The following is a 22,135-nucleotide window of genomic DNA, read 5'->3' as shown; positions in this document are numbered from 1 at the left end:
CACTCCATCTTCGGCCACCGCGCGGCCGAACCCCACCGGTTTTCGCAAAGGCCGGTCAAAAGGACCAGACCGGCCTCCGCCTCGCGCAGGACCGCAGCCTGGACCCTAGAGAACCTGCGGGACCTGCTGGAACGCCCCCGGGTGGATCTGCTCGCGCGTCGCCACGTACTGCTGGCGCACCGCCTGCCAGGCCGGATACTCCTCGCCGGGCTCGAAGGCCTGCGCCGCCGGCGCCGGCCAGACCGGCGGGGTGTGCGGGGCCAGCGTCCCCTGCTGCACCCCGAGGGCCCACGCCGCCTGGCGGGCCGCGCCGAGCGCCGCGTAATCCGCCGGCGCCGGTACGACGATCTGCGCCCCGAACAGCCCCGGCGCCGCGGCCTGTACGGCCGGCAGCTCGGCCGCCGCGCCCAGCAGGAACACCCGCCGGATCTCGACCCCGCGCGAGCGCAGCACGTCGAGCGCGTCGGCCAGCCCGCACAGCATCCCCTCGAACGCGGCCCGCGCGAGGTGCTCCGGCTTCATCGAGTCCCGCCGCAGCCCGGACAGGGTCCCGGCGGTGTGCGGCAGGTTCGGCGTCCGCTCACCCTCCAGGTACGGCAGGAGTACGAGGCCGTGCGCGCCCGGCGTCGACTTCAGCGCGAGCTCCGACAGCCCTTCGAGGTCGGTGCCCAGCAGATCGGCGGTGCCGCGCAGGGCCCGTACGGCATTGGAGACGTTCACCACCGGCAGGTGCATGCCGGTGGCGTCGGCGAGCGAGGTGATCAGACCGTTCGGCTCCGACAGCGCCTCGTGGTGGACGGCCGTCACGGAGCCGGAGGCGCCCAGCGAGACCACCGCGTCGCCGGGGCCGAGGCCGAGCCCGAGCGCGGCGGCCATGGTTTCGCCGGTGCCCGCGGAGATCAGCAGCCCCTCCGGAGTGGTCCCGGCGGCCTCGGCCGGCCCGAGGACCTCGGGCAGCAGCGCCATGTGGCCGAGGGCCAGCTCGACCAGGTCGGGGCGGTAGGCGCCGGTGGCCGGCGACCAGTACCCCGTACCGGAGGCGCCGCCCCGGTCGGTGGTCCGGCGGGCCGGACGGCCGAGCAGCTGCCAGACCAGCCAGTCGTGCGCGGACATCAGCACGGCCACCCGCCGGGCCGCCTCCGGTTCCGTCCGGGCCAGCCAGGCGAGCTTCGCGATCGGCTGCGCGGCCTGGGGGACGGACCCGACGGCCTCGGCCCAGGCCTGCCGGCCGCCGAGCGCCTCGATCAGGTCGGCGGCGGCGACCTGCCCCCGCTTGTCGTTGCCGACGAGCGCGGGGCGGACGAGCCCGCCCTGCGCATCGAGCGGGAGCAGCGCGTGCTGCTGCGCGGAGACGCCGATGGCCTGGACCCCTTCCAGGAGGCCGCCGCCCGCGGCCTCGCCGAGGGACAGCAGCCAGGCCTGGGGGTCGGTCTCGTGGGGATGGACGCTCTCGGGATCCGTGGCGGGCTGCGGATGGGGCGCGTACCCCTGGCGCAGCACGGCACCGGTGTCGGTGTCGCAGACGACGATGCGAGTGAAGGCGGAAGAGCTGTCCAGCCCGGCGACTATCCCCATACGGAGAATTCTGCCGCACCCCGGGCCCGTCTCCTCCGCCTCCGACGCCTCAGGTGTTGCTGGTTCCCCACTCGTCCTCGGCGCCGCCGCCACCGCCGCCGACCCGGTCGCGCAGGCCCCGTACCCGCCCGGCCAGCGAGGGCGGTACGACGCCGCCGACCTTGTCGCCCACCGCCGCGAACGCCTTGCCCGCGAAGGCCCGCCCGGTATGCCCGGCGGTCTCGGCCGCATTGCGCACGGCCGGGTTCTGCGCGAGGTCGCGTGCGGACTTCTTCATCTGCTCGTACCGCTCGCGCCCGGCCCTGGTCCCGACGACGTACCCGACGGCCACTCCGAGCATGAACGTGACCTTGTACCGCATGCCTGCCACCCTTCGTCGTGTGGTGCCCGGCCTGCTGGAGATACCGATTGGCGGAGCACCCCCCTGCTTGCGCTAATCTATGACTCGCAACGGGCGCTCGCCCCCCGGCAAGGCCGGAGGTGGGCTGTTCGGTGCACCGCAGCAATCCCCTGTAGCTCAATTGGCAGAGCAGCCGGCTGTTAACCGGCAGGTTACTGGTTCGAGTCCAGTCGGGGGAGCGCAGTCCCCTGTAGCTCAATTGGCAGAGCATTCGGCTGTTAACCGGAGGGTTGCTGGTTCGAGTCCAGCCGGGGGAGCGTGAGAGAAGAGGACCCGTGCGGGTCCTCTTCTTTTTTGCCTGGTCGTGGAACCGGGCAGCCCTCAGAACGGTCTCCCTCAACAGGCGAAGCCGATCATGCGAGGCATCCGAGGCAGGAGATCGTATGAGCGGCTATGCTGCGGCAGACGGCGCGCACACATGTACGCGCCACGCCGTGAAGGGGCGGTAGCTCAGCCGGTTAGAGCAGCGGACTCATAATCCGTCGGCCGTGGGTTCGAGTCCCACCCGCCCCACCACAGCACTGGTCGGAAGAAACGTTTCGGCCGGCCGTATGGTGCCCCGCCCGGGCTTTCCGGGGCGGGGCACCTTCGCGTTTCGGCCGCCGTGGTGTCCGCCGCCCGTTCCGGTGCTGCGCCAACTCCTCGCAGCCGGGCTGCCGGACGCGCTCGCGTGGGCGGCCGCGGGTCAGAAGTCCTCCGTTTCGTCCGCCATGTGGCGCAGTACGTCCAGCAGGTCCTGGCGGCGGGCGAAGGCCGCGCGTTGGCGGTGGGCGCCCGAGCCGTCGCGGAGGAGGCCGCCCAGGGTCTTGGCCGCGTGGTCGAGTTCGCCCGCCGCCGCGAGTTCCGGGGCCACCAGGTCCAGCAGGGCCTCCGCCAGGTCCGCCGCCGGGAGCTCCGCGCCCGTGTGCGGGTCCAGGCCGAAGCCCTCCAGGCCGTCGTGGGCTGCCCGCCAGCGGGCCAGGCGCAGGACGTCCTCCCGCAGCGCTGGCTCCGGGCGGTCCTCCGCGATGTCGCGCAGTACGGTGGCCACCAGGGCCCGGACCAGTTCGGCCTGGAGGACGGCCGTGTCGATGTCCGCCGACATGTCGGGCGCCCGCATTTCGAGGGTGGGCCAGTGCCCGGAAGGGCGGAGGTCCCAGTAGACCATCTTGGTGTCGAGGGCGGCCCCCGAGCCCAGCAGGGTCTGTACGGAGCGCCGGAAGTGGGCCGTGGACGTGAAGTGCGGGGGCAGGCCGGCCGACGGCCAGCCCGCCCAGGCCATCGCCCGCCAGCTGGCGTGGCCCGTGTCACGTCCGCCCCAGAACGGCGAGTTCGCCGCCAGCGCGATCAGCGTGGGCAGCCAGGGCCTGACCCGGTTGGACACTCTCACCGCCGTGTCCACGTCGAGGGTGCCGATGTGGATGTGGCGGCCGCAGCTCACCAGGGTGTCGGTGAGCGCGCCGAAGCGGCGGTGCTGCTCCCGCTGGCGCGGCTCGTCGTCGGTCAGGTGCAGCGGCTGCTCCACCGCCACGACCGGCGAGGGCGCGGCCAGCAGCCGGCAGCCGTGGGCCCGGGCCGCCCGGGCGAGGGTGCGCCGCAGCGTCGCGAGCTCCGCGCGCAGCATCGTCGCCGAATCGGCGACCGGGGTGGAGATCTCCACCTGGTAGCGGGTGCCCTCGGGGTGCACCTCGTGCGGCAGGCCCGCGGCGGTGTCGAGGACGAGCGGGGCGGCGGGGACCACCCGGAAGGTACGGGCGTCGACGAGGAGGTACTCCTCCTCGACGCCGACGGTCAGCGCAGCGGGGACGCCGTTGTCCGCGTTGCCGGTGCTCGTGGTGCTGTTGCCAGGTTCGATCACTACGCCTCCCTGGACATACGAGTCTTTTCATCATGAGCCGAGCAACGGGGGAGCAGCGCACGCCGATTCGGTCAAATGTCTTGTGACTATGGCGAGTTACCGCACCGTGCAGCCCGCGCCGGGGCGTCCGGAACCCGGTGGGACGACTGTTGCGGGTGCGTGAACACGGTGAGCGGTCCCCGGGAGACCGCCGGGCCGCCGGTTATCATCCGCTGTGACTGGTACGAGCACCCCCACCCGGCCCCCGCGGCGCATATTCGCGGACCTGACCCCGCTGCGCACCTCTCCCGACTACCGGCGGCTGTGGATCGGCGGCACCATCTCCTGGATGGGCCAGGCGATGACCGCCCTCGCGATCTCGCTCCAGGTCTACGACATCACCGGCTCCAGCTTCTCCGTCGGGCTGGTCGGCCTCTTCTCGCTCGTCCCGCTCGTCGCCTTCGGGCTCTACGGCGGAGCCATCGCCGACACCGTGGACCGGCGCAAGCTCGGCCTCTACAGCTCCCTCGGCCTGACCGCCCTGTCGGTCACGCTGGCCGGCGCCGCCGTGCTCGACTTCCACCGGGTCTGGCTGCTGTACGCGGTCGTCGCGCTCCAGGCCGTCTGCGGCGCGCTCAACGGGCCCGCCCGGTCGGCGATGATCCCCCGGCTGCTGCCCGCCGAACAGCTGCCCGCCGCCAACGCGCTGAACTCGGTCACCATGACCTCCGGGACGATGATCGGCCCGGTGTTCGGCGGGCTCGCCGTCGGCTGGTGGGGCTACCAGTCCGCCTATCTGATCGACGCCGTCACCTTCTGCGCCGCCCTCTACGCCATGTGGCGGCTGCCGGCCATGCTGCCCGACCGGGCGGACGGCAAGCGGGGCCGGGCCTCGGTGCTGGACGGGCTGCGCTTCCTCGGGACCCGGCCCAACATCCGGATGACCTTCTTCTCCGACCTGGCCGCCATGGTGCTGGCGCAGCCGAAGGCGCTGTTCCCGGCGATCGCCGTGCTCTGGTACGGCGGCGACGCCAAGACCGTCGGCCTGCTCGTGGCCGCGCCCGCCGTGGGGGCGCTGCTGGGCGGGCTGTTCTCCGGCTGGCAGGGCCGGATCCGCCGGCACGGGCTGGCGATCCTGCTCTCCGTGGCCGGCTGGGGGCTGGCCATCGCGGTGTTCGGGCTCACCCGGAACCTGTGGCTCGGGCTGTTCTTCCTGGCCGCGGCCGGGTGCGCCGACACCATCTCCATGGTGTTCCGCTCGACGATGATGCAGGCCGCCACCCCGGACGAGATGCGCGGCCGCCTCCAGGGCGTCTTTATCGTGGTCGTGGCGGGCGGGCCGAGGCTCGGCGACTTCCTCGCCGGGACCGCCGCCGATCTGACCTCCCCCGCCGTGGCGATCACGGGCGGCGGGCTCGGGTGCGTCCTGGTGCTGGCCCTGCTGGCCGCGCGCTGGCGCGGCTTCGCCCGGTACGACGCGAGGTCGCCGCAGGCCTGAGGTACGGCGCCGCCTCCCCTCCGTCCTCCGGCAGCGGGCGCTGAACCGCAGCTTCCCTACGAGCACGGTGAAGGGCGCGTCGGCGGGGACCTCCGCGGCGCGGCGCGAGGTTTCAGCGCCGGCCGGGAGCGCCGCCGGGCCGGACGATGCCCCGGGCCACGCCCAGCGCCACCAGGTCCTGGGGGCGGATGCGGAGCTGGTCCGCCGTCGCCGGGGCTTCGGTCGGGGGGCGCTTCAGGATCGCCGCGGCCAGCTCGGGGGCGATGACCGAGAAGTAGCTGTCCGGGGTGACCCAGGTGTTCCCCGGAGCGGCCAGCGCCAGGGCTCCGCCCGAGCCGCCCTCGCCGATGAGCAGGGTGGTCACGGGGACGGAGGCCGCCGCGACCGCCGTGAAGGTGTCGGCGATGGCCGCGCCCGCGCCCGCGTGTTCCGCCGCCGCGTCGTTGGCCGCGCCGGGGGTGTCCACCAGGGTGAGCACCGGGATCCCGAGCCGGTCCGCGAGGCGGATGACGCGGGCGGCCGTACGGTATCCCGCCGGGCGGGTCGCGGTGCCGCACTGGGCCGCGTACGCCACGGCCCGGCCCTCCCGCAGCCCGAACCCGCACAGCATGCCGGCGTCCGTACCGCCCGCCCGGTCGCCGGAGAGCGGCAGGCGCAGTGTGAAGTACGCGTCCAGGTAGGCCGCGGCGCGCGGGCGGTCCGGATGGCGGGCCTGCCGTACGGCGTCCCAGCCGCTGGCCGGGGGAGCGGCGTCGGCCAGCGCGGCCGGCGGCTCGACCGGTTCGGCGGAGCGGGGCGCGGCCAGGACGCCGAGCCAGTCGGCCAGGGTGGCGGGCAGCTCGGCCGCGGGCACCACGGCGTCCACGTGTCCGGCGGTGTACTGCCCCTCGGCGGTGTAGGCCGCCGGGTCCGCGCCGGCGGGCCGGACCCGGGACCCGGCGAAGCCGACCTGGGCCCCGGGCAGCGCGAGCACCACGTCCGCGCCGGCGCCGAGGGTGGCCCAGCCGCCGCCGGTGGTGGGATCGCGGAGCACGGCGATCTGCGGGAGTCCGGCGGCCCGGTTCAGCACGGACTGGCGGGCGACGCGCTGGAGCTGGGTCAGCGCGAGCATGCCCTCCTGCATGCGGGAGCCGCCGGTGGCGATCAGTGACACCAGGGGCAGGCGGTGCGCGCGGGCGTGGCCGTACGCGGCTTCGAGCCGGTCCCCGGTGCGCTCGCCGAGGGATCCGCCGAGGAAGCCGAACTCGAAGGAGATCACCACGGCGTGCCGCCCGCCGAAGAGGGCGGTGCCGACGACGACGGACTCCCCTTCGCCGGTCCGCTCGGCGGCGCGGGCGCGGGCGCCGTCGTAACCGGACCAGGCGAGGGGACCGTCGGGGCCGTCGGTACCGGAGTCCCTCCGGGGGACGGCGAGTTCGGTGAAGCTGCCGGGGTCGGTCACGGAGGCGATGGCCGCGCGGGCCGAGAGGCGGGTCGTCACGAGGCCACCCTAGGGGTAGCCCGGTGGACGACGGCCGGACCCGGGGGGATCCGGCCCCCGTCCGCAGACGCCTCCCCGCCACGGCCGGGGCCGCTACTGCCAGGGCAGGGGGAAGGCGATCTTCACGGCGTAGGCGATGACCAGGCCGTATCCGAGGCGGAAGGTCCAGGCGCGTGCGGTGGCCGGGACCCGGCGGCCGGCCAAGGCGCCCAGGGCGACGAGGACCTGCTGCCACAGGAGCGAGGCGACGCCGACGCCCGCGACGAAGGCGGTGGCGGCTGAGGGGGCGCGGAGGGTGGCGGCCTGGGCGGTGGTGAGGGCGGCGAAGTAGAGGGCGGTGGTGGGGTTCACGGCGGTGAGCGCCACATAGGTGGCGAAGGCCTTGCCGGGCCGCGCGGCCGCTGCCGCGGCCGCTGCCGGTGCCGGTGCCGGTGGCGGCGTCGGGGCGGGTGCGGTGGAGGCGGGCCCTGCGGGCGGCCTTCCTCCACCCCACCCCTCCCCGGACCCGGAGCTTCCCCTCGGCCCCCGCGCCTCCGGCGCCGCCGTGGCCGGAGCCGCGGGGAGGGAACCCTGCCCGGGATCCGGGGTGCTCCGCCCGGGCGGCGGTGGCTGGGGCCCGGGGCCGGGGCCCGGGCCCCGGCTCTGTGCGGCGGGCGGCTGGGGGAGTGACGGCTCGCGGCTTCGGCGCGCTGGGGCGGCGGAGGACAGGCCGCGGGCCGCCAGGGTGAGGAGGACGGCCGCCGCCGTCAGGCGGATCCAGGCCTCGACCGGGGCGACGTGCGCCGCGACCCAGGGGCCCAGGGCCGTCGCCAGGACGGCGTAGCCGAGGTCGACGGCGGCGACGCCGGCCGCCGCGGCGACCGCCGTGCGGCGGTGCCGCATCGCCTCCTGGAGCAGCAGCACGCTCATCGCACCCATCGGCATCGCCACGCCCAGGCCTGCCACCGCACCGGACAGGCCGGGGGAGAGAAGTTCGCTCATGCCCGGGAGCGTGCGGTACGGGGCCGCCGAGGGGGCGGCGATTATCGGCCCCGGCTGCGAGAATCGCGGTATGGACCGCCTCGACAGGGAAATCCTCGGCATCCTCCAGCAGGATGCGCGGATCTCGTTCCGGGACCTGGGGGTCCGGGTCGGGCTCAGTGCCAACGCCACCGCCGAGCGGGTCCGGCGGATGCGGCGGGACGGGGTGATCCGCGCCTTCACCGTCATCGTCGATCCCGCCGCCGACACCCGCGGGGGACTCGTGGTCTTCATCGACCTCACCCTCCGCCAGGACACCACCAACGAGGAGTTCGAGCAGCGGGTCGCCGGGCTTCCGGGAATCACCGAGGTGGTGCACGTGACCGGGGAGTACGACTACCTGGTCCGGGCCAGGGCCGCCGACCCCGCCGCCCTCGATGCGCTGCTGCGCCGGCTCAAGCGGGAGGCCGGGGTGGCCCAGTCCAGCACCCGGATCGCCCTGAGGGCCGCCACCCGGCACGGCCAGAGCTAGCCCCGGAGCGCGCGGCCAGAGCCCGGGGCCGGCCGGCGGCCGGACCTGGAGGCCGGACCCGGAGGCCGGCCGCGAAGACGGACCCCTACAGCGCCGACTCCCACGTCCTCGTCGTACCGCGGGTGCCCGACGTCGTGCGGCCGTCGTCCGTCACCGTCAGGCGGACCCGGGCCGGGGTCGCGTCCACCGCCACCTCGATGGAGGTGACCTCGCTGCGCCGGTGGGCGGCGGCCAGGGCGGCGCGCAGGGCGGCGAGGAGGTCGCCCGCCACCGGCTCCGGGAGCAGGGTGTCCACCGCGCCCGTGAACTGCACCGACGGCTGGAACCCCAGCAGGACCGCCGCACCGCCGGTCTCCCGCAGGACGCGGCCGCGGAAGGTCGTCGGGGCGTCGGACGGCGGCTGTTGGAGGGCGAAGATGGCGGTGCGGACCTCCTGGATGGTGGAGTCGAGTTCGTCCACGGCCCGGGCGAGGTCCTCGCCCACCGTGTCCTCGCCCACCGTGTCCCCGGCCGGCGCGGCGGCCGCCCGCTTCTTCGTGCTCTCCAGCATCATCTCCGTCGCGAACAGCCGCTGCACCACCAGGTCGTGCAGGTCCCGGGCGATCCGGTCGCGGTCCTCGTAGACGGCGAGCTGTTCCCGGTCGTGCTGTGCGTCCGCGAGGACGAGGGCCAGTGCGGCCTGGGAGGCGAACTGCGAGGCGAGCAGCCGGTCCACCGCGTCGTACGGGCGTCCGCCGCGCGGGCGCGGAAGGGCGAGGGTGCCGATCAGCCGGCCGCCGCTCTGGAGGGGCAGCATCATGCTCGGGCCGAAACGTTCCCGCACGGGGGTGGTCATCCGCGGGTCCGTCGCGGAGTCCTCTATGAAGACCGGCTCACCGCCGAGGAGTTGTCCGAGGACCGCCGAGCCGGGGGCGATCGTGGTGCCCACCAGGTCTCCCGGGTCCCCGTGCGTGGAGGCGGCCACGATTTCCATGCCGCCCTCCGGGGTCGGCTGGAGCACCACGCCGGCCGCCGCGTCCGCGAGCAGCCGGGCCCGTTCGGCCACGCACATCAGCGCGTCCGCCGCCGGACGTCCGGCCAGCAGGGTGGTGGTGACCGCGGCGGCGCCCTCGATCCAGCGTTCCCGGCGGCGCGCGGTCTCGTACAGCCGGGCGTTGCCGATCGCCGTGCCCGCCTGCGAGGCGAGGACGCGCAGCAGGGCCAGGTCCTGGTCGGTGAAGGGCCCGCCGCCCTCCTTCCCGGCGAGGTGGAGATGGCCGAACACCTCGGTGTGCACCCGGATCGGCACCCCGAGGTAGCTGCGCATCAGGGGGTGGCCGGGCGGCAGTCCCGCCGCGCGGGAATCCTTCGACAGGTCCTGCGGCATCAGCGGCCGCGGATCGCTGATGAGGGCACCCGGCAGGCCGGTCCGCCCGTCGGGCAGCTCCGGGAGCGCGGCGCGTTCGGCCTCGGTCATGCCCGCGGTGTAGAGCCCGGTCAGCCGGACGCGCTCGGGGTCGACGACCCCGAGCGCTCCGTACCGGGCCGCGCACAGCTCGGTCGCCGAGTCCACGATGTGCTGGAGGGTGGCCTGCAGCTCCGGTTCGGAGCCGACGCCGAGGACGGCATCCAGGAGGAGGGGCAGACTGGCCCGCGCGTCGGGGTCCCGGCCCGCGGGGGCCGGGGTCATTCGGCCAGCGGGTTGAGGACCATCGGGGCGATCTTCCCTTCGAGCATCGCGCCGAGACCGAGCACGGCGCACACGTCCGGCCGTTCCGCGATGGCGACGGGCATGCCGGTGGCATCGCGCAGCATCTGGTCCAGACCGGGCAGCAGGGCGCTGCCCCCCACCATCATGATGCCCCGGTCCGTCAGGTCGGCGACCAGGTCGGGCGGGCAGTCCCGCAGCACCTTGCCGATGCCGTCGAGGACGGCGGTCAGCGGCGTGTGGATGGCGTCCCGTACGGCGGCGGTGTCCACGTGGACCGAGCGGGCCAGGCCGGTGGCCACGTCGCGGCCGTGGATGAGGGTGGAGGCGGGGCCTTCGGCGGTGATGCCGTTGCCGTGCAGGGCCAGCTGGAGCGGGCGCACGGCCTGGCTGGGCAGCATCAGTTCGTGGGCGTGGCGCAGGTGCTGGACGACGGCGTGGTCGATGGCCTCGCCTCCGACGGGGATCCGCTCGGCGGTGACGATGGAGCCGAGGGAGAGGACGGCGACCTGGGTGGCGGCGGCTCCGCACACCATGATCATCGTCGCGGTCGGCTGCTCCACGGGCAGGCCGCAGCCGACGGCCGCCGCGATCAGGGTGTCGACCAGCTCGACGCGGCGGGCGCCGAGTCCGACCAGCGTCTCCACGGCGGCCCGCTGGGCGAGCGGGTCGGCGTCGTGCGGGGTGCAGGCGGCGGCCCGCAGCCGGGGCTTGCGGCGCAGGGCGCGGCGCAGCTTCTCGCCGAGCAGGTGGCGCAGCATCCGCTGGGCCATCTCGATGTCCACGACGGTGCCGCCGGAGACGGGGCGGACGACCCGGATGTAGTCCGGTGTGCGGCCCGTCATCCGCTCGGCGAAGGTGCCGACGGCGATGAGTGCACCGGTCCGGGTGTTCACGGCGGCCACGCTGGGCTCGTCGACGACCAGTCCGGCGCCCTTCACGAACACGCGGGTCCTGGCGGCTCCCAGGTCGACGGCGACGTGGCAGCGGCGCAACTGCTCAAGACTGACGGTCACGGCAGATCCTCCCGAGAGCGCTGACGCAAGAAGACCGGCGGGATGCCGGGTTGCATTTCATATCTTCTCGGGCGAATGGGTCACACCGCCTGCTGGGCTGCTCCGGGCGGGTGGGCCGCGCGAGGCGAGCGGTGCTGCACGGGGGTGGATTTCTGTACCGACAGGCACCACCATGCGCGCACCGCCCGCGCTACTCACGCGTAACAAGGTAAAGGGGACCCGATGCTGACGCCCCGCCAGAGACTCCTGGCCCTCCTGACGCTCTGCCTGGCCCTTCTCGCCCCCCTCCCGGCCCGGGCCGCCGGACAGTCACCGCCCGCCCCGGGCCAGGCGTCGTCCGCCTCGGGACAGGCGTCGTCCGCGCGCCGCCCGGTCGTCCTCGTCCACGGCTACAACGCCGACCCCGGGGTCTGGGGATCCCTGCGCGAGGACCTGCGCGCCGCCGGCTACGCCGACTCGGAACTCTTCTCCTGGGGATACGACACCCACCAGTCGGTCAACGAGGTCCTGGCCGGGCAGCTCGGCGCCTACGTCGACCAGGTCCGCCGGCAGACCGGCGCCGACCGGGTCGACCTCGTCGGGCACTCCTTCGGCTCCCTCGTCGGCCGCTGGTACGTGAAGTTCGGCGGCGGGACCGCGACCGTGGCCCACTGGGTCTCGCTGGCCGGCCCCAACCACGGCACCTCCACGGCATGGGCCTGCGCCCTGTGGGACCAGGCGTGCCGGGACATGACCCCCGGCTCCTACGTGGTGAGCCACCTGAACGCCGGGGACGAGACCCCCGGGACGGTGAAGTACGCGACGTTCTGGTCGAACTGCGACGAGGTCGTCAATCCGGATGCCAGCGTCCCGCTGGCCGGCGCGGCCAACACCCCCGTCGGCTGCCTGAACCACAACGACCTGCTGGGGGACGACGCCACCTCCGCCGGCGTCCGGGCCTTCCTCGCCTCCTAGGGAGCCCGCGGCCCTACGGGCCGTCACCCGCCGAGACCCGCTGGATGAGGCCGTACGTGAACTCCGCCACGTACGGCCGCCCCTGCGCGGTGAACGCCAGCCGCCACCGCGTCGGCGCCGTCCCCTCCATCGGGCGCACCGGGGCGAAGGCCGCGGCGACCTCGTCCACCGTGGCCGACCAGGGCGTCAGGTCCTGCGGTGACCGCAGTACGGGTCCCTGCGCACCCGGCGCCCGTACGAGCCACTCGTTCCACACCGCCCCGTCCGGCGCGGCCAGCACCTCGAAGCGCAGGTCCGGCCAGAGCGGCAGCGGCCACAGCAGGGCCTCGCACTCCAGGTCGCCGATCGTGCGGGCGCAGGCCGACTCCGGCGGCCCGAGCACCGAGCGGTAGCGGGCCAGCGCCCCGCGCGAACGCGGCGAGCGGACCATCGCCTGCCAGCGCTTGTTCGCCTCCCGCTGCTCCGCCAGGGAGGCCCCGAGCCGCCGCCGGGCCTCGTCGGCGAGCTCCGGCTGGAAGTCCGCCATCCTGCGCAGGAGGACCAGTTGGAAGGAGGCCCGTCCGAACGCGCCGGGGGGCGCGGGTGGGGTCATGGGGCCCACGATTCCACACAGGACCTTTACGAACCCGCGATACGGATGTTGCGGGGGACCGCGTAGCGTGCAGCACGCCATGGACTACTGCCACGCCTGCCGAAGGCACCTCAACGGCGCACTGGCGTGCGCCGGATGCGGGACCCCGGCCGAGTACCTGCCGCCCGCCGCACCCGTTGCCGCGAGCGTGCCGGGCGTGCCCGACGCGTCCGGTTACCCGCCCCCGACCGCAGCGGGCCCGGCCCGCGGGGGGTTCGAGGACCCCTTCGCGGACTCGCTCGTCGTGCTGTCAGGGAGGCACCAGGGCCGGGCCGGTTCGCGGCGCCGCGCCACGCACCGCCGGCGTCGGCGGACCGCCGTGCTGATCGGGGCCGGACTGGCGCTCGCGGTCGGCGGCTCGGTGGTGCTGGCCCGGATCGTGACCGAGGGCGAGCGCACCGACCGGGCGGCGAAGGTGGTGCTGACCGACGGGAACGGACCGCAGGACCCGGCGCCGCTGCCCAGCAGTCGCACGGGGGCTCCGGCCGCGCCGTCGGCGCTGAAGCCGGTGAAGTCCGCGGGGGGCGCGAAGGCCACCGCGGGGGCCACGCAGTCCGCCGGAGCCGGGGCGTCCGCCGCCGCGACGGCGCAGCCGGGGCCGGGGGTGTCGCCCTCCGCTTCGGGGAAGGCGGTGCCGTCGGCCAGTGCCTCCGGGGCGGGGCCGTCCGTAAAGCCGGGTCAGTCGGGGCAGCCCGCGCCCACCGGCTCGGGGACGGCGAAGCCGCCGCCGCCGAATCCGGCGCCGAGCCCGACGCCGACGAAGACCGGCTGCTGGTTCATCTTCTTCTGCTGATCGCGCTGCCGGGCCGGGCCCGCGCCCGGCTCAGCCCAGCATGCGCCGGAGCAGGTCCCGCAAGGCGGTGCGCTCCTGCGTCGAGAGCCCGGCCAGCGGCTCCCGCGCGAAGTCCAGCGACTCGCGCAGGCGGTCCGCCGTCTGGAGGCCCTCCTGCGTCGGGGCCGCCAGCTTGACCCGGCGGTCGACCGGGTCCGGCCTGCGCTCGACCAGGCCGCGGGTCTCCAGCCGGTCCACGATGCCGGTGATGTTGGAGGGCTCGCACTTCAGCTTCTGGGCGATGCGGCGCATGGCCATCGGTTCCAGCGAGAGCAGGTTCAGCACCCGGGCCTGGGCGCCCGTGAGCTGGTGGCTGGCCGCCGCGTGCTCGTACTCCTGGTGGTAGCGGGCCACGACGTCGCCGATGAGCTCGACGACCTCAAGGGTCAAGGGATCCACATGACGACTGGGCATGGGAACCAGAGTACCCATTTACTTGACAACCTGAAATATCCAGGAGCATGGTTGTTTCACGTTATGAAGTAATCTTCGATGCACCCGGGAGCCCCCCATGTCCGAGATCCCCGCCGTCAGCCGCGAATGGCACCTCGTCCGCCGCCCGCAGGGCTGGCCCGTCGCCGAGGACTTCGCCCTGCGCGAGGCGCCGGTCACCGCCCCCGCCCCCGGCCGGATCCTCGTACGCAACCTGCACATGTCCGTGGACCCCTACATGCGCGGCCGGATGAACGACGTGAAGTCCTACATTCCGCCGTTCCAGCTGGACCAGCCCATGGAGGGCGGCGCCGTCGGCGAGATCGTGGCCTCCGCCGCCGAGGGCTTCGAGGTCGGCGACCACGTGCTGCACGGCCTCGGCTGGCGCGAGTACGCCGACGTGGACGCCCGGCACGCCACCAAGGTCGACGCCTCGCTCGCCCCGCTCTCCGCCTACCTCGGCGTCCTCGGGATGCCGGGCCTGACCGCCTACGCCGGTCTCTTCGAGGTCGCCTCCTTCAAGGAGGGCGACTCCGTCTTCGTCTCCGGCGCGGCCGGCGCCGTCGGCAGCCTCGTCGGCCAGTTCGCGAAGATCAAGGGCGCCTCCCGGGTGATCGGCTCGGCCGGCTCGGACGAGAAGGTGACGCTCCTCACGGAGAAGTACGGCTTCAACGCCGCCTTCAACTACAAGAACGGCCCCGTAGGCGAGCAGCTGAAGGACGCCGCCCCCGAGGGCATCGACGTCTACTTCGACAACGTCGGCGGCGACCACCTGGAGGCCGCGATCTCCTCGATGAAGGTGGGCGGCCGGGCCACCCTGTGCGGCGCGATCGCCCACTACAACGACACCGAGCCCGCCCCCGGCCCCCGCAACCTGATCCAGGTCATCGGCAAGCGGCTGCGCCTGCAGGGCATCCTCGTCAACGACCACGCCGGACTGCAGCAGCAGTTCGTCCAGGACGTGGCCGGATGGCTGCGTTCCGGGCAGCTCGTGGCCGACGAAACGGTCGTCGAGGGAGTCGAGAACGCCACCGGGGCCTTCCTCGGCATGCTGCGCGGGGACAACACCGGAAAGATGATCGTTTCCTTCACCCGTTAGGCTCACTGCACACCGTCGTGACCGTGGGCGCGAGTCGCGGCGATTACCAGGAGGATCCCTTCACATGTCCATCCAGCAGTCCGACGTCGTCTACACCGCCGTCGCCACCGCCGAGAACGGCCGTGACGGCCGCGTGGCCACCAACGACGGCCAGCTCGACGTGGTCGTGAACCCGCCGAAGGAGCTCGGCGGCAGCGGCGCCGGCACCAACCCGGAGCAGCTGTTCGCCGCCGGTTACAGCGCCTGCTTCCAGGGTGCGCTCGGTGTCGTCGCCCGCAACGAGAACGCCGACATCTCCGGCTCCACGGTCACCGCCGAGGTCGGCATCGGCAAGAACGACGAGGGCTTCGGCATCATCGTCAAGATCTCCGCCGTGATCCCGAACGTGGACGCCGCCACCGCCAAGGACCTGATCGAGAAGGCCCACGAGGTCTGCCCGTACTCCAAGGCCACCCGCGGCAACATCACGGTCGAGCTCGCCGTCTGATCCGGCCGCTCGCGCCTGACGCCGAAGGCCGCACCCCGGCACCGGGGTGCGGCCTTCGCCGTCCGCCGTTCTAAGCTGGGCCCATGCGTGATCTTGCGGGGGGATTCGGCCATCTGCTGGCCGGACAGCGTTGGGTGTTCCGGCACGGCCGGTGGCTGGGCTTCGGGCTGCTGCCCGGGCTGGTGTCGCTGGTGCTGTACGCCGGCGCGCTGATCGGGCTCGGCTACGGCGCCGACGACCTGACCGCCTGGGCCACCCCGTTCGCCGACGACTGGTCCTCGCCCTGGCTCGGACTGTTCCGCGGGTTCCTGACCGCCCTGGTCTTCTGCCTCGGGCTGTTCCTCGCGGTGATCACCTTCACCGCCGTGACCCTGCTCATCGGCCAGCCCTTCTACGAGTCGCTCTCGGAGCAGGTCGACCGCAGCGAGGGCGGCGAGGTCCCCGAGTCCGGGCTCTCCCTGGGACGGGAGCTGTGGATCTCCGCCCGGGACAGCGTGCGGGTGCTCGTCCGCGTGCTCTGCTACGGGATCCTGCTCTTCGCGCTCGGCTTCGTCCCGGTGATCGGGCAGACCGTGGTCCCGGTGATCGGCTTCTGCGTCTCCGGCTACTTCCTCACCGAGGAGCTCACCGCCGTCGCGCTGCAGCGGCGCCGCGTGGAACTGCGCGAGCGGCTCGGCATGCTGCGGGCGCGGCGGATGATGGCGCTCGGGTTCGGCGTGCCGCTGGTGCTGGCGTTCCTGGTACCGCTGGTGGCGGTGTTCCTGATGCCGGGCGCGGTGGCCGGGGCCACCCTGATGGCCCGCGAGCTGGCCGGGGAGGACGAGCCGGAAACCGCGCAGGGCGCCCAGGGGCCGGCCGCCCAGGGCCCGGGCGGCGGGGGCGGGTCCGGCGAGCAGGCCGGGGCCGGCGGCTTCGGACCGCCGCCGCCCGCGTACTCGTAAGGGCCGCGCCCCCGGGAGCTCCTCAGGCCCGGGGCTGGACCCAGAGCGCCTCGGCCAGCGCGCAGAGGTCGCCGGAGGCCGTGGTCAGGGCCGTGCCCGCGCGGTACTTGCGGCCTTCGGAGCCGAGCAGCCAGGAGTACGAGACGAGCCCCTCGCCCACCGGGACCGGCCGCAGCAGCCGCGCGGTCAGCGAGGCGGTGACGGCGCCGGCCCGGCGGTCGTCGAGGATGCGGCCCGCCGCATTGCCCGGGCAGTCCAGCGCGCCCCACACCAGCTCGGGCGGCAGCAGTCCGTCCGCGCCCGCGAGTTCCGGCGCCGGGGTCCAGGCCGCGGCGACCAGGTCACGGCCCGCCACCCGGCCGCAGTGCAGGCGCAGACCGGTCGCCGGGGTGCGGTTCAGCCCGCAGCCGAAGCAGTCCACCAGCCCGTCCGGCGGGGCCGCGCGGTAGGCGTCGGCGGCTGCCGAGGCCTGGGCCCAGGACGGGGGCTCGGGGACCTCGACGGCGGGATCGGCGGGAGTCGCGGCGGCCAGCAGCTCCTCGCCACCGGTCAGCTCGGCGCCGCCGTCGGCGCGAGGGCCGAGCCGTACCGGCGTACCCGTGGGCACCGGCCGCCGGAAGTCCACCCGCACGGACTTGGCGGTCGACCGCCCGGCCAGCACCCCGGCCACATAGCCGCCGAAGGCCACCCCCGGATATCCGCACAGGGGGGCCGCAACCGTGATCGTCTCGAAGTCGTTCATGGCCGCCACCTCATCACACCCGCCGGCCGGACGGGGAGGACCGGAAACCATTGCGTGCGCCCGTTCGTCCTCCCTCCTGGACGTCCGTTGTCCTGCCGTTCTGCCGTTCTGCGGTCCTGCCGTCCTGCCACCGTGGCGTGCTGGACGGCTCGACGAGCCGGACGTGCCGGAGGTGCCGGACGAGCCGGACATGCTGTGACGTGCTGGAACGACGCGTACCGCGCAGGCCTGGGAGGTGGCCGGATGGCCGAACGACCGTGGGGACAGCACCACCCCGTGCACCCGCAGCAGGCGTACGGGCAGTCCTGGCCGCCCGCACCGGCGCCGCTGCAGGGTCCGCAGTCCGCGATGCGCGCCTCGCACACCGACCGCGACCGGGCGGTGGACGTCCTCAAGGCCGGCTACGCCGAGGGCCGGCTCTCCCGCGAGGAGTACGAGCAGCGCTTCGACGCCGTGCACCGGGCCCGGACGTACGGCGAGCTGGGGCAGCTGCTCGCGGACCTGCCGGCCGGACCGGTGGTGTTCCCCTTCGCCGCCGCGGCACCGGTGCCGCCACCGGCCTTCGCCCCGATGCCGATGCCGATGCCGCCGCGGCGCGTCAACGGGATGGCGATTGCCTCGCTGGTGCTGGGCGTCATGACCCTGCCGACGCTGGGCGCCGCCGGCCTGGGCGCCGTGATCACCGGCCACATCGCCAAGGCGCAGATCCGCGCGCGCGGCGAGGAGGGCGGCGGTCCGGCCACGGTCGGCCTGGTCCTCGGCTGGCTGTCGCTGGGCGGCTGGGTACTGCTCTTCCTGCTCGCCGCGGCCGGCGTCCTCGGCTGAGCCCGCGCGGGCCCCGGGCCGGGCCGCCCGTCCGGGCCCGGTGGCGTCCCGCGGTGGCCCGATAGTATGCCTGGCAGCAAGAGCCAAGGCTGTCCCATGCGGCCCCGGAGCCGGGCAGTGGCTTGCCGAGCAACGATGACCGGCCGCTGTGCCGAGCACCGACCAGCAGTAGGGACCGTCCGTGACAGTCAGTACCGAGGGGGCGGCGCCCGTGCGCCCCGACGCCCCGAGCACAGAGGCCGGCCGGCCGCGGACGCCGTCGGCCTCCGGCCCGCGGCGCGTCCTGCGCTCCCGTGGCGCGCTCCTGCTCCTCGAAGCCGTCGTGGCCTTCGCCGCCGCGCTCGTGCTCCCCCTCCTGGCCCGCGGCTTCAAGCTCAACCCGCTGAACCGGATCGCGCAGGTAAGTGGCCTGGCCGCGATCCAGCTGCGGTTCGTGCTGCTCGGCCTGCTGTGCGTCGCCGCCGTGGTCCTGGCCATGCGGCTGCGCGGCGGCCGGCACTTCGACCTGGCCGCCCGGATCGCCTCCGCGGCCATCGCCGGCCTGGCCGCCGGCTTCGTCGCGGCCGGCGCGGTGGTGTCGCTGCTGGGCACGCCGTGGCCGATGTTCGGCCTCAACGGCGACAGCGGGCGGATCGTCGAGTGGGCGCACGCCGTGGCCAACGGCATGCCCTCGGGCTCGCCGGTCTATCCGCCGGCGCCCCTCTACACCCTCGGTTACTACGCCGAGTGGTTCCACGGCGGGAACACCGCCTACGCCTTCAAGGACCTGCAGATCCTCGGCGCCGCCGCGTTCGGGCCCCTGGTCTACCTGGCCTGGCGGATGCTGCTCAGCCCGGTGCGGGCGCTCGCCTTCGGCGTCGTGCCGGCGTTCGCGCTGATCGACGCGTACAAGCCGTACAGCCAGACGGTGCTCGCCCTGCTGGTGCCGGTGCTGGTGGCGATGGTGGTGGCGCTGCGGCGCAGCGGCGGCGAGAGCCGGCGGAAGGTGCTGCTGACGGGCGCCGGGTTCGGCGTGCTGCTCGGCGTGCTCTTCCTGACGTACTCGGGCTGGTTCCTGTGGAGCGCGGCCGGGGTGTTCTTCGCGGCGCTGCTGTACTTCCCGTGGCGGACCGGCCCGCTCAAGGGCGCCGCCTTCATGGGTGCGGCGCTGGCGGCCTTCCTCGCGGTGGCCGGGCGCTACCTGAGGGTGATGCTGAGCGAGGGCCAGACCACCAAGGACTACAACTTCCGCTTCGACAACTTCACCGACCCCGCGTACTACCTGATGTGGCGCACCGACATGCCGGGCAAGGTGGGCGACTGGCCGCCGCCGGGCGAGTTCGGCGGGGTCGGGCTGTTCGCCCTGGTGACCTTCGTCGGTCTGGGCGTCGCGGTCTGGCTGGGCATCCGCAAGCCGCTGGTCGTCACCATCGCCGCCATGTTCATCAGCGCGTGGGTGATGCGGATGTACATCGCCTCGCACATGTACGAGACGCAGACGGTCCAGCTCTACACCCGCACCAACAACCAGATGCTCTACTGCGGCCTGATCCTGTGCGCGCTGGTGGCCCACCTGGTCTCGCTGCGGCCGGCGCGGCGGCGTACGGGCGGGAGCGGGGGCGCGGCCGCCGCCTTCCCGGGCCGTGAAGGCGCGGTGATCGGCGCCCTGTGCGCGCTCCTGCTGCTGCTCGGCACGGCCGCGTCGTCGATGTCCGACCGGTACATGCCGGCCCAGGACGGCACGTACCGGATCCTGCCCTACGTCTCGCACACCGTGCGCAAGCAGGACGGCAACTGCCCGAAGTTCGCACCGCACGGCGTCTGCTCCAAGGACGGCGACCAGAGCTGGCTGAGCTACATCCGATGAGCCGAGGGACGAGATGATCTCCGCACTGACGCGGCTGGCCGACTGGTCGGCCCGCACCCCCAAGCGGCTCTGGGCCCTCGCCTTCGCGCTGTTCTTCACGCTCGCGGCCTCCTGGGCCGTCGCCACCCCGCTCGGCGGTTCCCCCGACGAACACGCCCACTTCATCCGGGCGGCGGCCGTCGCCCGGGGGCAGATCAACGGCCCCGAAGTGATGGTCCCGCACATGGTGGCGGGCATCGAGGGCAAGTTCGCCGAGACCGGCGTGCAACTCCCCGAGTGGTACCGTCAGCTGCCCACGCAGCACGAGTGCTACGCCTGGCACGCGGGCACGCCCGCCTCCTGCGCGCCCGCGATCGGGCACTCCGGGAAGACCGCACAGGCCACCACCGCGGCCGGCCGCTACCACCCGGGCTACTACCTGGCCGTGGGCTGGCCGAGCCTCCTGGTCAAGGGCCCGCACGCGCTGTACCTGATGCGGCTGGCGTCGGCGCTGCTGTGCTCGGCCCTGCTCGCGAGTGCGGTGGTCACGGCCGCCGAATGGCGCCGGCGCTCGCTCGCCCTGCTGGGCGTGGCCGCCGCCGCCACCCCGATGGCGCTCTACATGGCCGGGATGGTCAACCCGAGCGGCGGCGAGATCGCCGCGGGAGTCCTGGTGTGGACCGCCTTGCTGTCGGTCCTGATGTCGCCCGATCCCCGGCTGCTGAACCGCCGGCTGGCCCGGGTGGGCATCGGCGGCCTCGTGCTGATCAACATCCGCCCGCTGGGCCTGATCTGGTTCGCCGGGGCGCTGTTCTTCGGACTGCTGCTCCAGCAGCGCGGAGTGCTGCGCTCGGTGCTGCGCCGCAAGGCGCTGTGGCTCTGGACGGTGCTGCTCGGCGCGGCCACGGCCGGTGCGCTGCTCTGGGCGGCGCAGCACCCCGACAACTCCGTGATCAACACGCCGCGCTCGCTGACCGCCAGGGAAGCCGCCCGGCAGACCTTCGGCAACACCGAGACCTACGTCCACCAGATGCTGGGCTACTTCGGCTGGCTGGACACCCCGGCGCCCGCCTTCACCTGGCTGGTCTGGCTGGGGGTGCTCGCGGCCCTCACCGCGCTGGGGCTGGCCTTCGGCCGCAAGCGGGAGGCGGTGGCGCTGCTCGGCATGCTGGTCGCCGTCGTGGTGGTGCCGGTGGCCGCGCAGGCCTCGCAGGCGGAGAAGCTCGGCATGGTGTGGCAGGGGCGCTACCTGCTGCCGTTCGCCGTCGGGCTGCCGCTGATGGCCGTGCTGATCTGCGCAAGCAGGGCGCCCGGCGCGGGGATGCCCTGGCGCAGGCTGGTCGGCTTCGCGGTGGCCGGGCTCGCGCTGGCCGACGCGGCGGCGTTCTTCTGGACCCTGCGCCGCTTCGCCGTGGGTACGAGCGGACCGTGGGTGCCGTTCTCCGCGCACTGGAACCCGCCCGGCGGCTGGGCGCTGTGGACCGCCGTCTACACGGTGGCGGCGTTCGCCCTGGCGCTTCCGGCGCTGGCGCGGGACCGGGAGCCGGCCGCGGCGGACGGGCCTGCCTCCGGGCCCGCGGGCGTCCGGTCCGGCCGTCACTCGAAGGCCGCGCCGGTCGGCTAGGGCGCGGGCGCGTGAGCGGGTGCCGGCGCGGGTGCCGCCAGGGGTGACGGCACCCGCGCGGGCACCTCTGCCGTGACCACCGAGGGCGTGCGGTCGTCGGCCTCGGCGAGCAGGGCGCCGTCCGGGGACCACACCGCGGCGCCGCCGCAGCCCGTCCAGGGGCCGGCCGGGCCGACGTGGTTGGCCAGCACCACGTACAGGCCGTGCTCCCGGGCGATCCCCGGATACACGGTGGCGCGCTCCTGGACGCCGCCGCCGGTTCCGTACAGGGAAGCCGCCAGGTGGACCCGGCAGCCGTCGGCCGCCGCGCGGGCGGTCAGCTCCGGGAAGTGGTTGTCGTAGCAGACGGCCAGGGAGAAGCGGATCCCGCCCAGTTCGAAGCGGCCGTCGGCGCCGCCCGGGGCGAAGGCACCCTGTTCGTGCCCGTAAAGGTGCTGCTTGGCGTACGTGGTCAGGTGTCCGCCGTCCGCCCCGTACACCAGCGTCGCGATGGCCGGCAGCGGGCCGGCGGTGCGCAGCGCGACGTTGACCGCGACGGCGATCCCCGCGGAGCGGACCGGGTCCAGCCGGGGGTCGTCGGCGTCCGCGATCCACAGGCCGGGATCGCCGGCCAGGGCCTGCAGTTCGTAGCCGGTGAGCGCGAACTCGGGAAAGACGACGAGCTCGGCGCCCTGCTGCCGCGCCTCGGCGGCGAGGGCGGCGGTCCGGGCGGCGTTGGCGGCCGGGTCGGCCGGGACGCAGGTCAGCTGGGCTGCGGCGATCTTCACGGCCCCCAGCAT

21 protein-coding genes and 3 tRNA genes are annotated in these 22,135 nt (G+C 74.3%); 13 read left to right on the top strand and 11 right to left on the bottom strand.

The genetic code is table 11. The features are described 5' to 3' along the window. Positions 1–105: 105 nt before the first annotated feature. Together ABZ128_RS21850 and ABZ128_RS21845 are read right to left on the bottom strand one after the other, a co-directional pair. Positions 106–1,575, bottom strand: a complete 1,470-nt coding sequence (locus tag ABZ128_RS21850) for an FGGY family carbohydrate kinase (protein WP_356850435.1) — start codon at positions 1,573–1,575, stop codon at positions 106–108. A 49-nt stretch (positions 1,576–1,624) separates the two neighbouring features. Then, positions 1,625–1,936 (bottom strand): YtxH domain-containing protein, encoded by a 312-nt coding sequence (locus tag ABZ128_RS21845; protein ID WP_356850434.1) that lies wholly within the window; start codon positions 1,934–1,936, stop codon positions 1,625–1,627. 145 nt (positions 1,937–2,081) lie between these two features. On the opposite strand from ABZ128_RS21845, the gene ABZ128_RS21840 reads away from it, so the two are divergent. The 3 genes from ABZ128_RS21840 to ABZ128_RS21830 all read left to right on the top strand — a co-directional run bounded on the left by ABZ128_RS21840 (position 2,082) and on the right by ABZ128_RS21830 (position 2,491). Beyond that, positions 2,082–2,154, top strand: a tRNA-Asn gene (locus tag ABZ128_RS21840). Positions 2,155–2,159: 5 nt separating this feature from the next. Further along, positions 2,160–2,232 (top strand) — tRNA-Asn (locus ABZ128_RS21835). Between the two features lie 182 nt (positions 2,233–2,414). Further along, positions 2,415–2,491 (top strand) — tRNA-Ile (locus ABZ128_RS21830). Positions 2,492–2,660: 169 nt separating this feature from the next. On the opposite strand, the gene ABZ128_RS21825 is transcribed toward ABZ128_RS21830, so the two are convergent. Then, positions 2,661–3,812, bottom strand: coding sequence for a glutamate--cysteine ligase (locus tag ABZ128_RS21825; protein WP_356850433.1), 1,152 nt, complete (start codon positions 3,810–3,812; stop codon positions 2,661–2,663). 214 nt (positions 3,813–4,026) lie between these two features. On the opposite strand from ABZ128_RS21825, the gene ABZ128_RS21820 reads away from it, so the two are divergent. Next, positions 4,027–5,289: an MFS transporter gene (locus ABZ128_RS21820; protein WP_356850432.1), complete on the top strand. Its 1,263-nt coding sequence runs from the start codon at positions 4,027–4,029 to the stop codon at positions 5,287–5,289. A 112-nt stretch (positions 5,290–5,401) separates the two neighbouring features. Here the strand turns inward: ABZ128_RS21820 and ABZ128_RS21815 are convergent, their stop codons facing one another. Both ABZ128_RS21815 and ABZ128_RS21810 read right to left on the bottom strand, forming a co-directional pair. Continuing rightward, on the bottom strand, positions 5,402–6,769 hold the full coding sequence (locus ABZ128_RS21815) for a carboxyl transferase domain-containing protein (RefSeq protein WP_356850431.1): 1,368 nt from the start codon (positions 6,767–6,769) through the stop codon (positions 5,402–5,404). A gap of 93 nt (positions 6,770–6,862) precedes the next feature. Beyond that, positions 6,863–7,750, bottom strand: a complete 888-nt coding sequence (locus ABZ128_RS21810) for a LysE family transporter (protein ID WP_356850430.1) — start codon at positions 7,748–7,750, stop codon at positions 6,863–6,865. A 70-nt stretch (positions 7,751–7,820) separates the two neighbouring features. Between ABZ128_RS21810 and ABZ128_RS21805 the strand changes: the two genes are divergently transcribed. After that, positions 7,821–8,261, top strand: a complete 441-nt coding sequence (locus ABZ128_RS21805; protein WP_356850429.1) for an Lrp/AsnC family transcriptional regulator — start codon at positions 7,821–7,823, stop codon at positions 8,259–8,261. A gap of 85 nt (positions 8,262–8,346) precedes the next feature. Here ABZ128_RS21805 and ABZ128_RS21800 read toward each other — a convergent pair whose 3' ends face one another. After that, the gene (locus ABZ128_RS21800) at positions 8,347–9,930 is read right to left on the bottom strand and encodes a GAF domain-containing protein (protein ID WP_356850428.1); all 1,584 of its coding nucleotides are present in this window, start codon (positions 9,928–9,930) and stop codon (positions 8,347–8,349) included. Further along, the gene (locus ABZ128_RS21795; protein WP_356850427.1) at positions 9,927–10,964 is read right to left on the bottom strand and encodes a rod shape-determining protein; all 1,038 of its coding nucleotides are present in this window, start codon (positions 10,962–10,964) and stop codon (positions 9,927–9,929) included. The genes ABZ128_RS21800 and ABZ128_RS21795 overlap by 4 nt, the downstream gene beginning before the upstream one ends. A gap of 222 nt (positions 10,965–11,186) precedes the next feature. On the opposite strand from ABZ128_RS21795, the gene ABZ128_RS21790 reads away from it, so the two are divergent. Then, entirely contained in the window at positions 11,187–11,918 is a 732-nt protein-coding gene (locus ABZ128_RS21790) for a triacylglycerol lipase (RefSeq protein ID WP_356850426.1), read from the top strand. 13 nt (positions 11,919–11,931) lie between these two features. On the opposite strand, the gene ABZ128_RS21785 is transcribed toward ABZ128_RS21790, so the two are convergent. Beyond that, entirely contained in the window at positions 11,932–12,510 is a 579-nt protein-coding gene (locus ABZ128_RS21785) for a hypothetical protein (protein WP_356850425.1), read from the bottom strand. Between the two features lie 67 nt (positions 12,511–12,577). Between ABZ128_RS21785 and ABZ128_RS21780 the strand changes: the two genes are divergently transcribed. Next, positions 12,578–13,342 carry a hypothetical protein gene (locus tag ABZ128_RS21780; RefSeq protein ID WP_356850424.1) on the top strand — a complete coding sequence of 255 codons (765 nt, stop codon included), beginning with the start codon at positions 12,578–12,580 and terminating at the stop codon, positions 13,340–13,342. 30 nt (positions 13,343–13,372) lie between these two features. Here ABZ128_RS21780 and ABZ128_RS21775 read toward each other — a convergent pair whose 3' ends face one another. Next, complete coding sequence (locus tag ABZ128_RS21775) at positions 13,373–13,795, bottom strand: MarR family transcriptional regulator (RefSeq protein ID WP_356850423.1); 423 nt, start codon at positions 13,793–13,795, stop codon at positions 13,373–13,375. Positions 13,796–13,892: 97 nt separating this feature from the next. On the opposite strand from ABZ128_RS21775, the gene ABZ128_RS21770 reads away from it, so the two are divergent. From ABZ128_RS21770 to ABZ128_RS21760, 3 genes are all read left to right on the top strand, one after another. After that, positions 13,893–14,912: an NADP-dependent oxidoreductase gene (locus ABZ128_RS21770; RefSeq protein WP_356850422.1), complete on the top strand. Its 1,020-nt coding sequence runs from the start codon at positions 13,893–13,895 to the stop codon at positions 14,910–14,912. 64 nt (positions 14,913–14,976) lie between these two features. Further along, positions 14,977–15,399, top strand: coding sequence for an organic hydroperoxide resistance protein (locus ABZ128_RS21765; RefSeq protein ID WP_356850421.1), 423 nt, complete (start codon positions 14,977–14,979; stop codon positions 15,397–15,399). An 83-nt stretch (positions 15,400–15,482) separates the two neighbouring features. Further along, positions 15,483–16,340, top strand: coding sequence for an EI24 domain-containing protein (locus tag ABZ128_RS21760; RefSeq protein WP_356850420.1), 858 nt, complete (start codon positions 15,483–15,485; stop codon positions 16,338–16,340). Between the two features lie 22 nt (positions 16,341–16,362). Here the strand turns inward: ABZ128_RS21760 and ABZ128_RS21755 are convergent, their stop codons facing one another. Then, entirely contained in the window at positions 16,363–17,082 is a 720-nt protein-coding gene (locus ABZ128_RS21755; RefSeq protein ID WP_356850419.1) for a hotdog fold domain-containing protein, read from the bottom strand. A gap of 243 nt (positions 17,083–17,325) precedes the next feature. Between ABZ128_RS21755 and ABZ128_RS21750 the strand changes: the two genes are divergently transcribed. The 3 genes from ABZ128_RS21750 (at position 17,326) to ABZ128_RS21740 (ending at position 21,356) form a co-directional block, all read left to right on the top strand. Continuing rightward, on the top strand, positions 17,326–17,907 hold the full coding sequence (locus ABZ128_RS21750) for a DUF1707 and DUF4190 domain-containing protein (RefSeq protein ID WP_356850418.1): 582 nt from the start codon (positions 17,326–17,328) through the stop codon (positions 17,905–17,907). A gap of 181 nt (positions 17,908–18,088) precedes the next feature. Beyond that, on the top strand, positions 18,089–19,753 hold the full coding sequence (locus ABZ128_RS21745) for a hypothetical protein (protein WP_356850417.1): 1,665 nt from the start codon (positions 18,089–18,091) through the stop codon (positions 19,751–19,753). Positions 19,754–19,766: 13 nt separating this feature from the next. Next, a complete protein-coding gene (locus ABZ128_RS21740) occupies positions 19,767–21,356 on the top strand; it encodes a DUF2142 domain-containing protein (protein ID WP_356850416.1) in 1,590 nt (529 codons plus the stop codon). Here ABZ128_RS21740 and ABZ128_RS21735 read toward each other — a convergent pair. Next, positions 21,353–22,123, bottom strand: a complete 771-nt coding sequence (locus ABZ128_RS21735) for a carbon-nitrogen hydrolase family protein (protein ID WP_356850415.1) — start codon at positions 22,121–22,123, stop codon at positions 21,353–21,355. The genes ABZ128_RS21740 and ABZ128_RS21735 overlap by 4 nt on opposite strands. Between the last annotated feature and the right edge of the window lie 12 nt (positions 22,124–22,135).

This window comes from Streptomyces sp. NPDC006326 (assembly GCF_040612915.1).
Classification (GTDB): domain Bacteria; phylum Actinomycetota; class Actinomycetes; order Streptomycetales; family Streptomycetaceae; genus Streptomyces.
Note: the sequence above shows the minus strand (reverse complement) of the source record. Positions and strands in the feature narration are given on the sequence as shown.

Excerpts from the sequence above, each read along its gene's own strand:
- ABZ128_RS21850 (WP_356850435.1), bottom strand. The coding sequence starts at position 1,575 with ATGGGGATAGTCGCCGGGCTGGACAGCTCTTCCGCCTTCACTCGCATC.
- ABZ128_RS21845 (WP_356850434.1), bottom strand. The coding sequence starts at position 1,936 with ATGCGGTACAAGGTCACGTTCATGCTCGGAGTGGCCGTCGGGTACGTC.
- ABZ128_RS21810 (WP_356850430.1), bottom strand. The coding sequence starts at position 7,750 with ATGAGCGAACTTCTCTCCCCCGGCCTGTCCGGTGCGGTGGCAGGCCTG.
- ABZ128_RS21805 (WP_356850429.1), top strand. The coding sequence starts at position 7,821 with ATGGACCGCCTCGACAGGGAAATCCTCGGCATCCTCCAGCAGGATGCG.
- ABZ128_RS21800 (WP_356850428.1), bottom strand. The coding sequence starts at position 9,930 with ATGACCCCGGCCCCCGCGGGCCGGGACCCCGACGCGCGGGCCAGTCTG.
- ABZ128_RS21790 (WP_356850426.1), top strand. The coding sequence starts at position 11,187 with ATGCTGACGCCCCGCCAGAGACTCCTGGCCCTCCTGACGCTCTGCCTG.
- ABZ128_RS21785 (WP_356850425.1), bottom strand. The coding sequence starts at position 12,510 with ATGACCCCACCCGCGCCCCCCGGCGCGTTCGGACGGGCCTCCTTCCAA.
- ABZ128_RS21775 (WP_356850423.1), bottom strand. The coding sequence starts at position 13,795 with ATGCCCAGTCGTCATGTGGATCCCTTGACCCTTGAGGTCGTCGAGCTC.
- ABZ128_RS21770 (WP_356850422.1), top strand. The coding sequence starts at position 13,893 with ATGTCCGAGATCCCCGCCGTCAGCCGCGAATGGCACCTCGTCCGCCGC.
- ABZ128_RS21765 (WP_356850421.1), top strand. The coding sequence starts at position 14,977 with ATGTCCATCCAGCAGTCCGACGTCGTCTACACCGCCGTCGCCACCGCC.
- ABZ128_RS21760 (WP_356850420.1), top strand. The coding sequence starts at position 15,483 with ATGCGTGATCTTGCGGGGGGATTCGGCCATCTGCTGGCCGGACAGCGT.
- ABZ128_RS21755 (WP_356850419.1), bottom strand. The coding sequence starts at position 17,082 with ATGAACGACTTCGAGACGATCACGGTTGCGGCCCCCCTGTGCGGATAT.
- ABZ128_RS21750 (WP_356850418.1), top strand. The coding sequence starts at position 17,326 with ATGGCCGAACGACCGTGGGGACAGCACCACCCCGTGCACCCGCAGCAG.
- ABZ128_RS21740 (WP_356850416.1), top strand. The coding sequence starts at position 19,767 with ATGATCTCCGCACTGACGCGGCTGGCCGACTGGTCGGCCCGCACCCCC.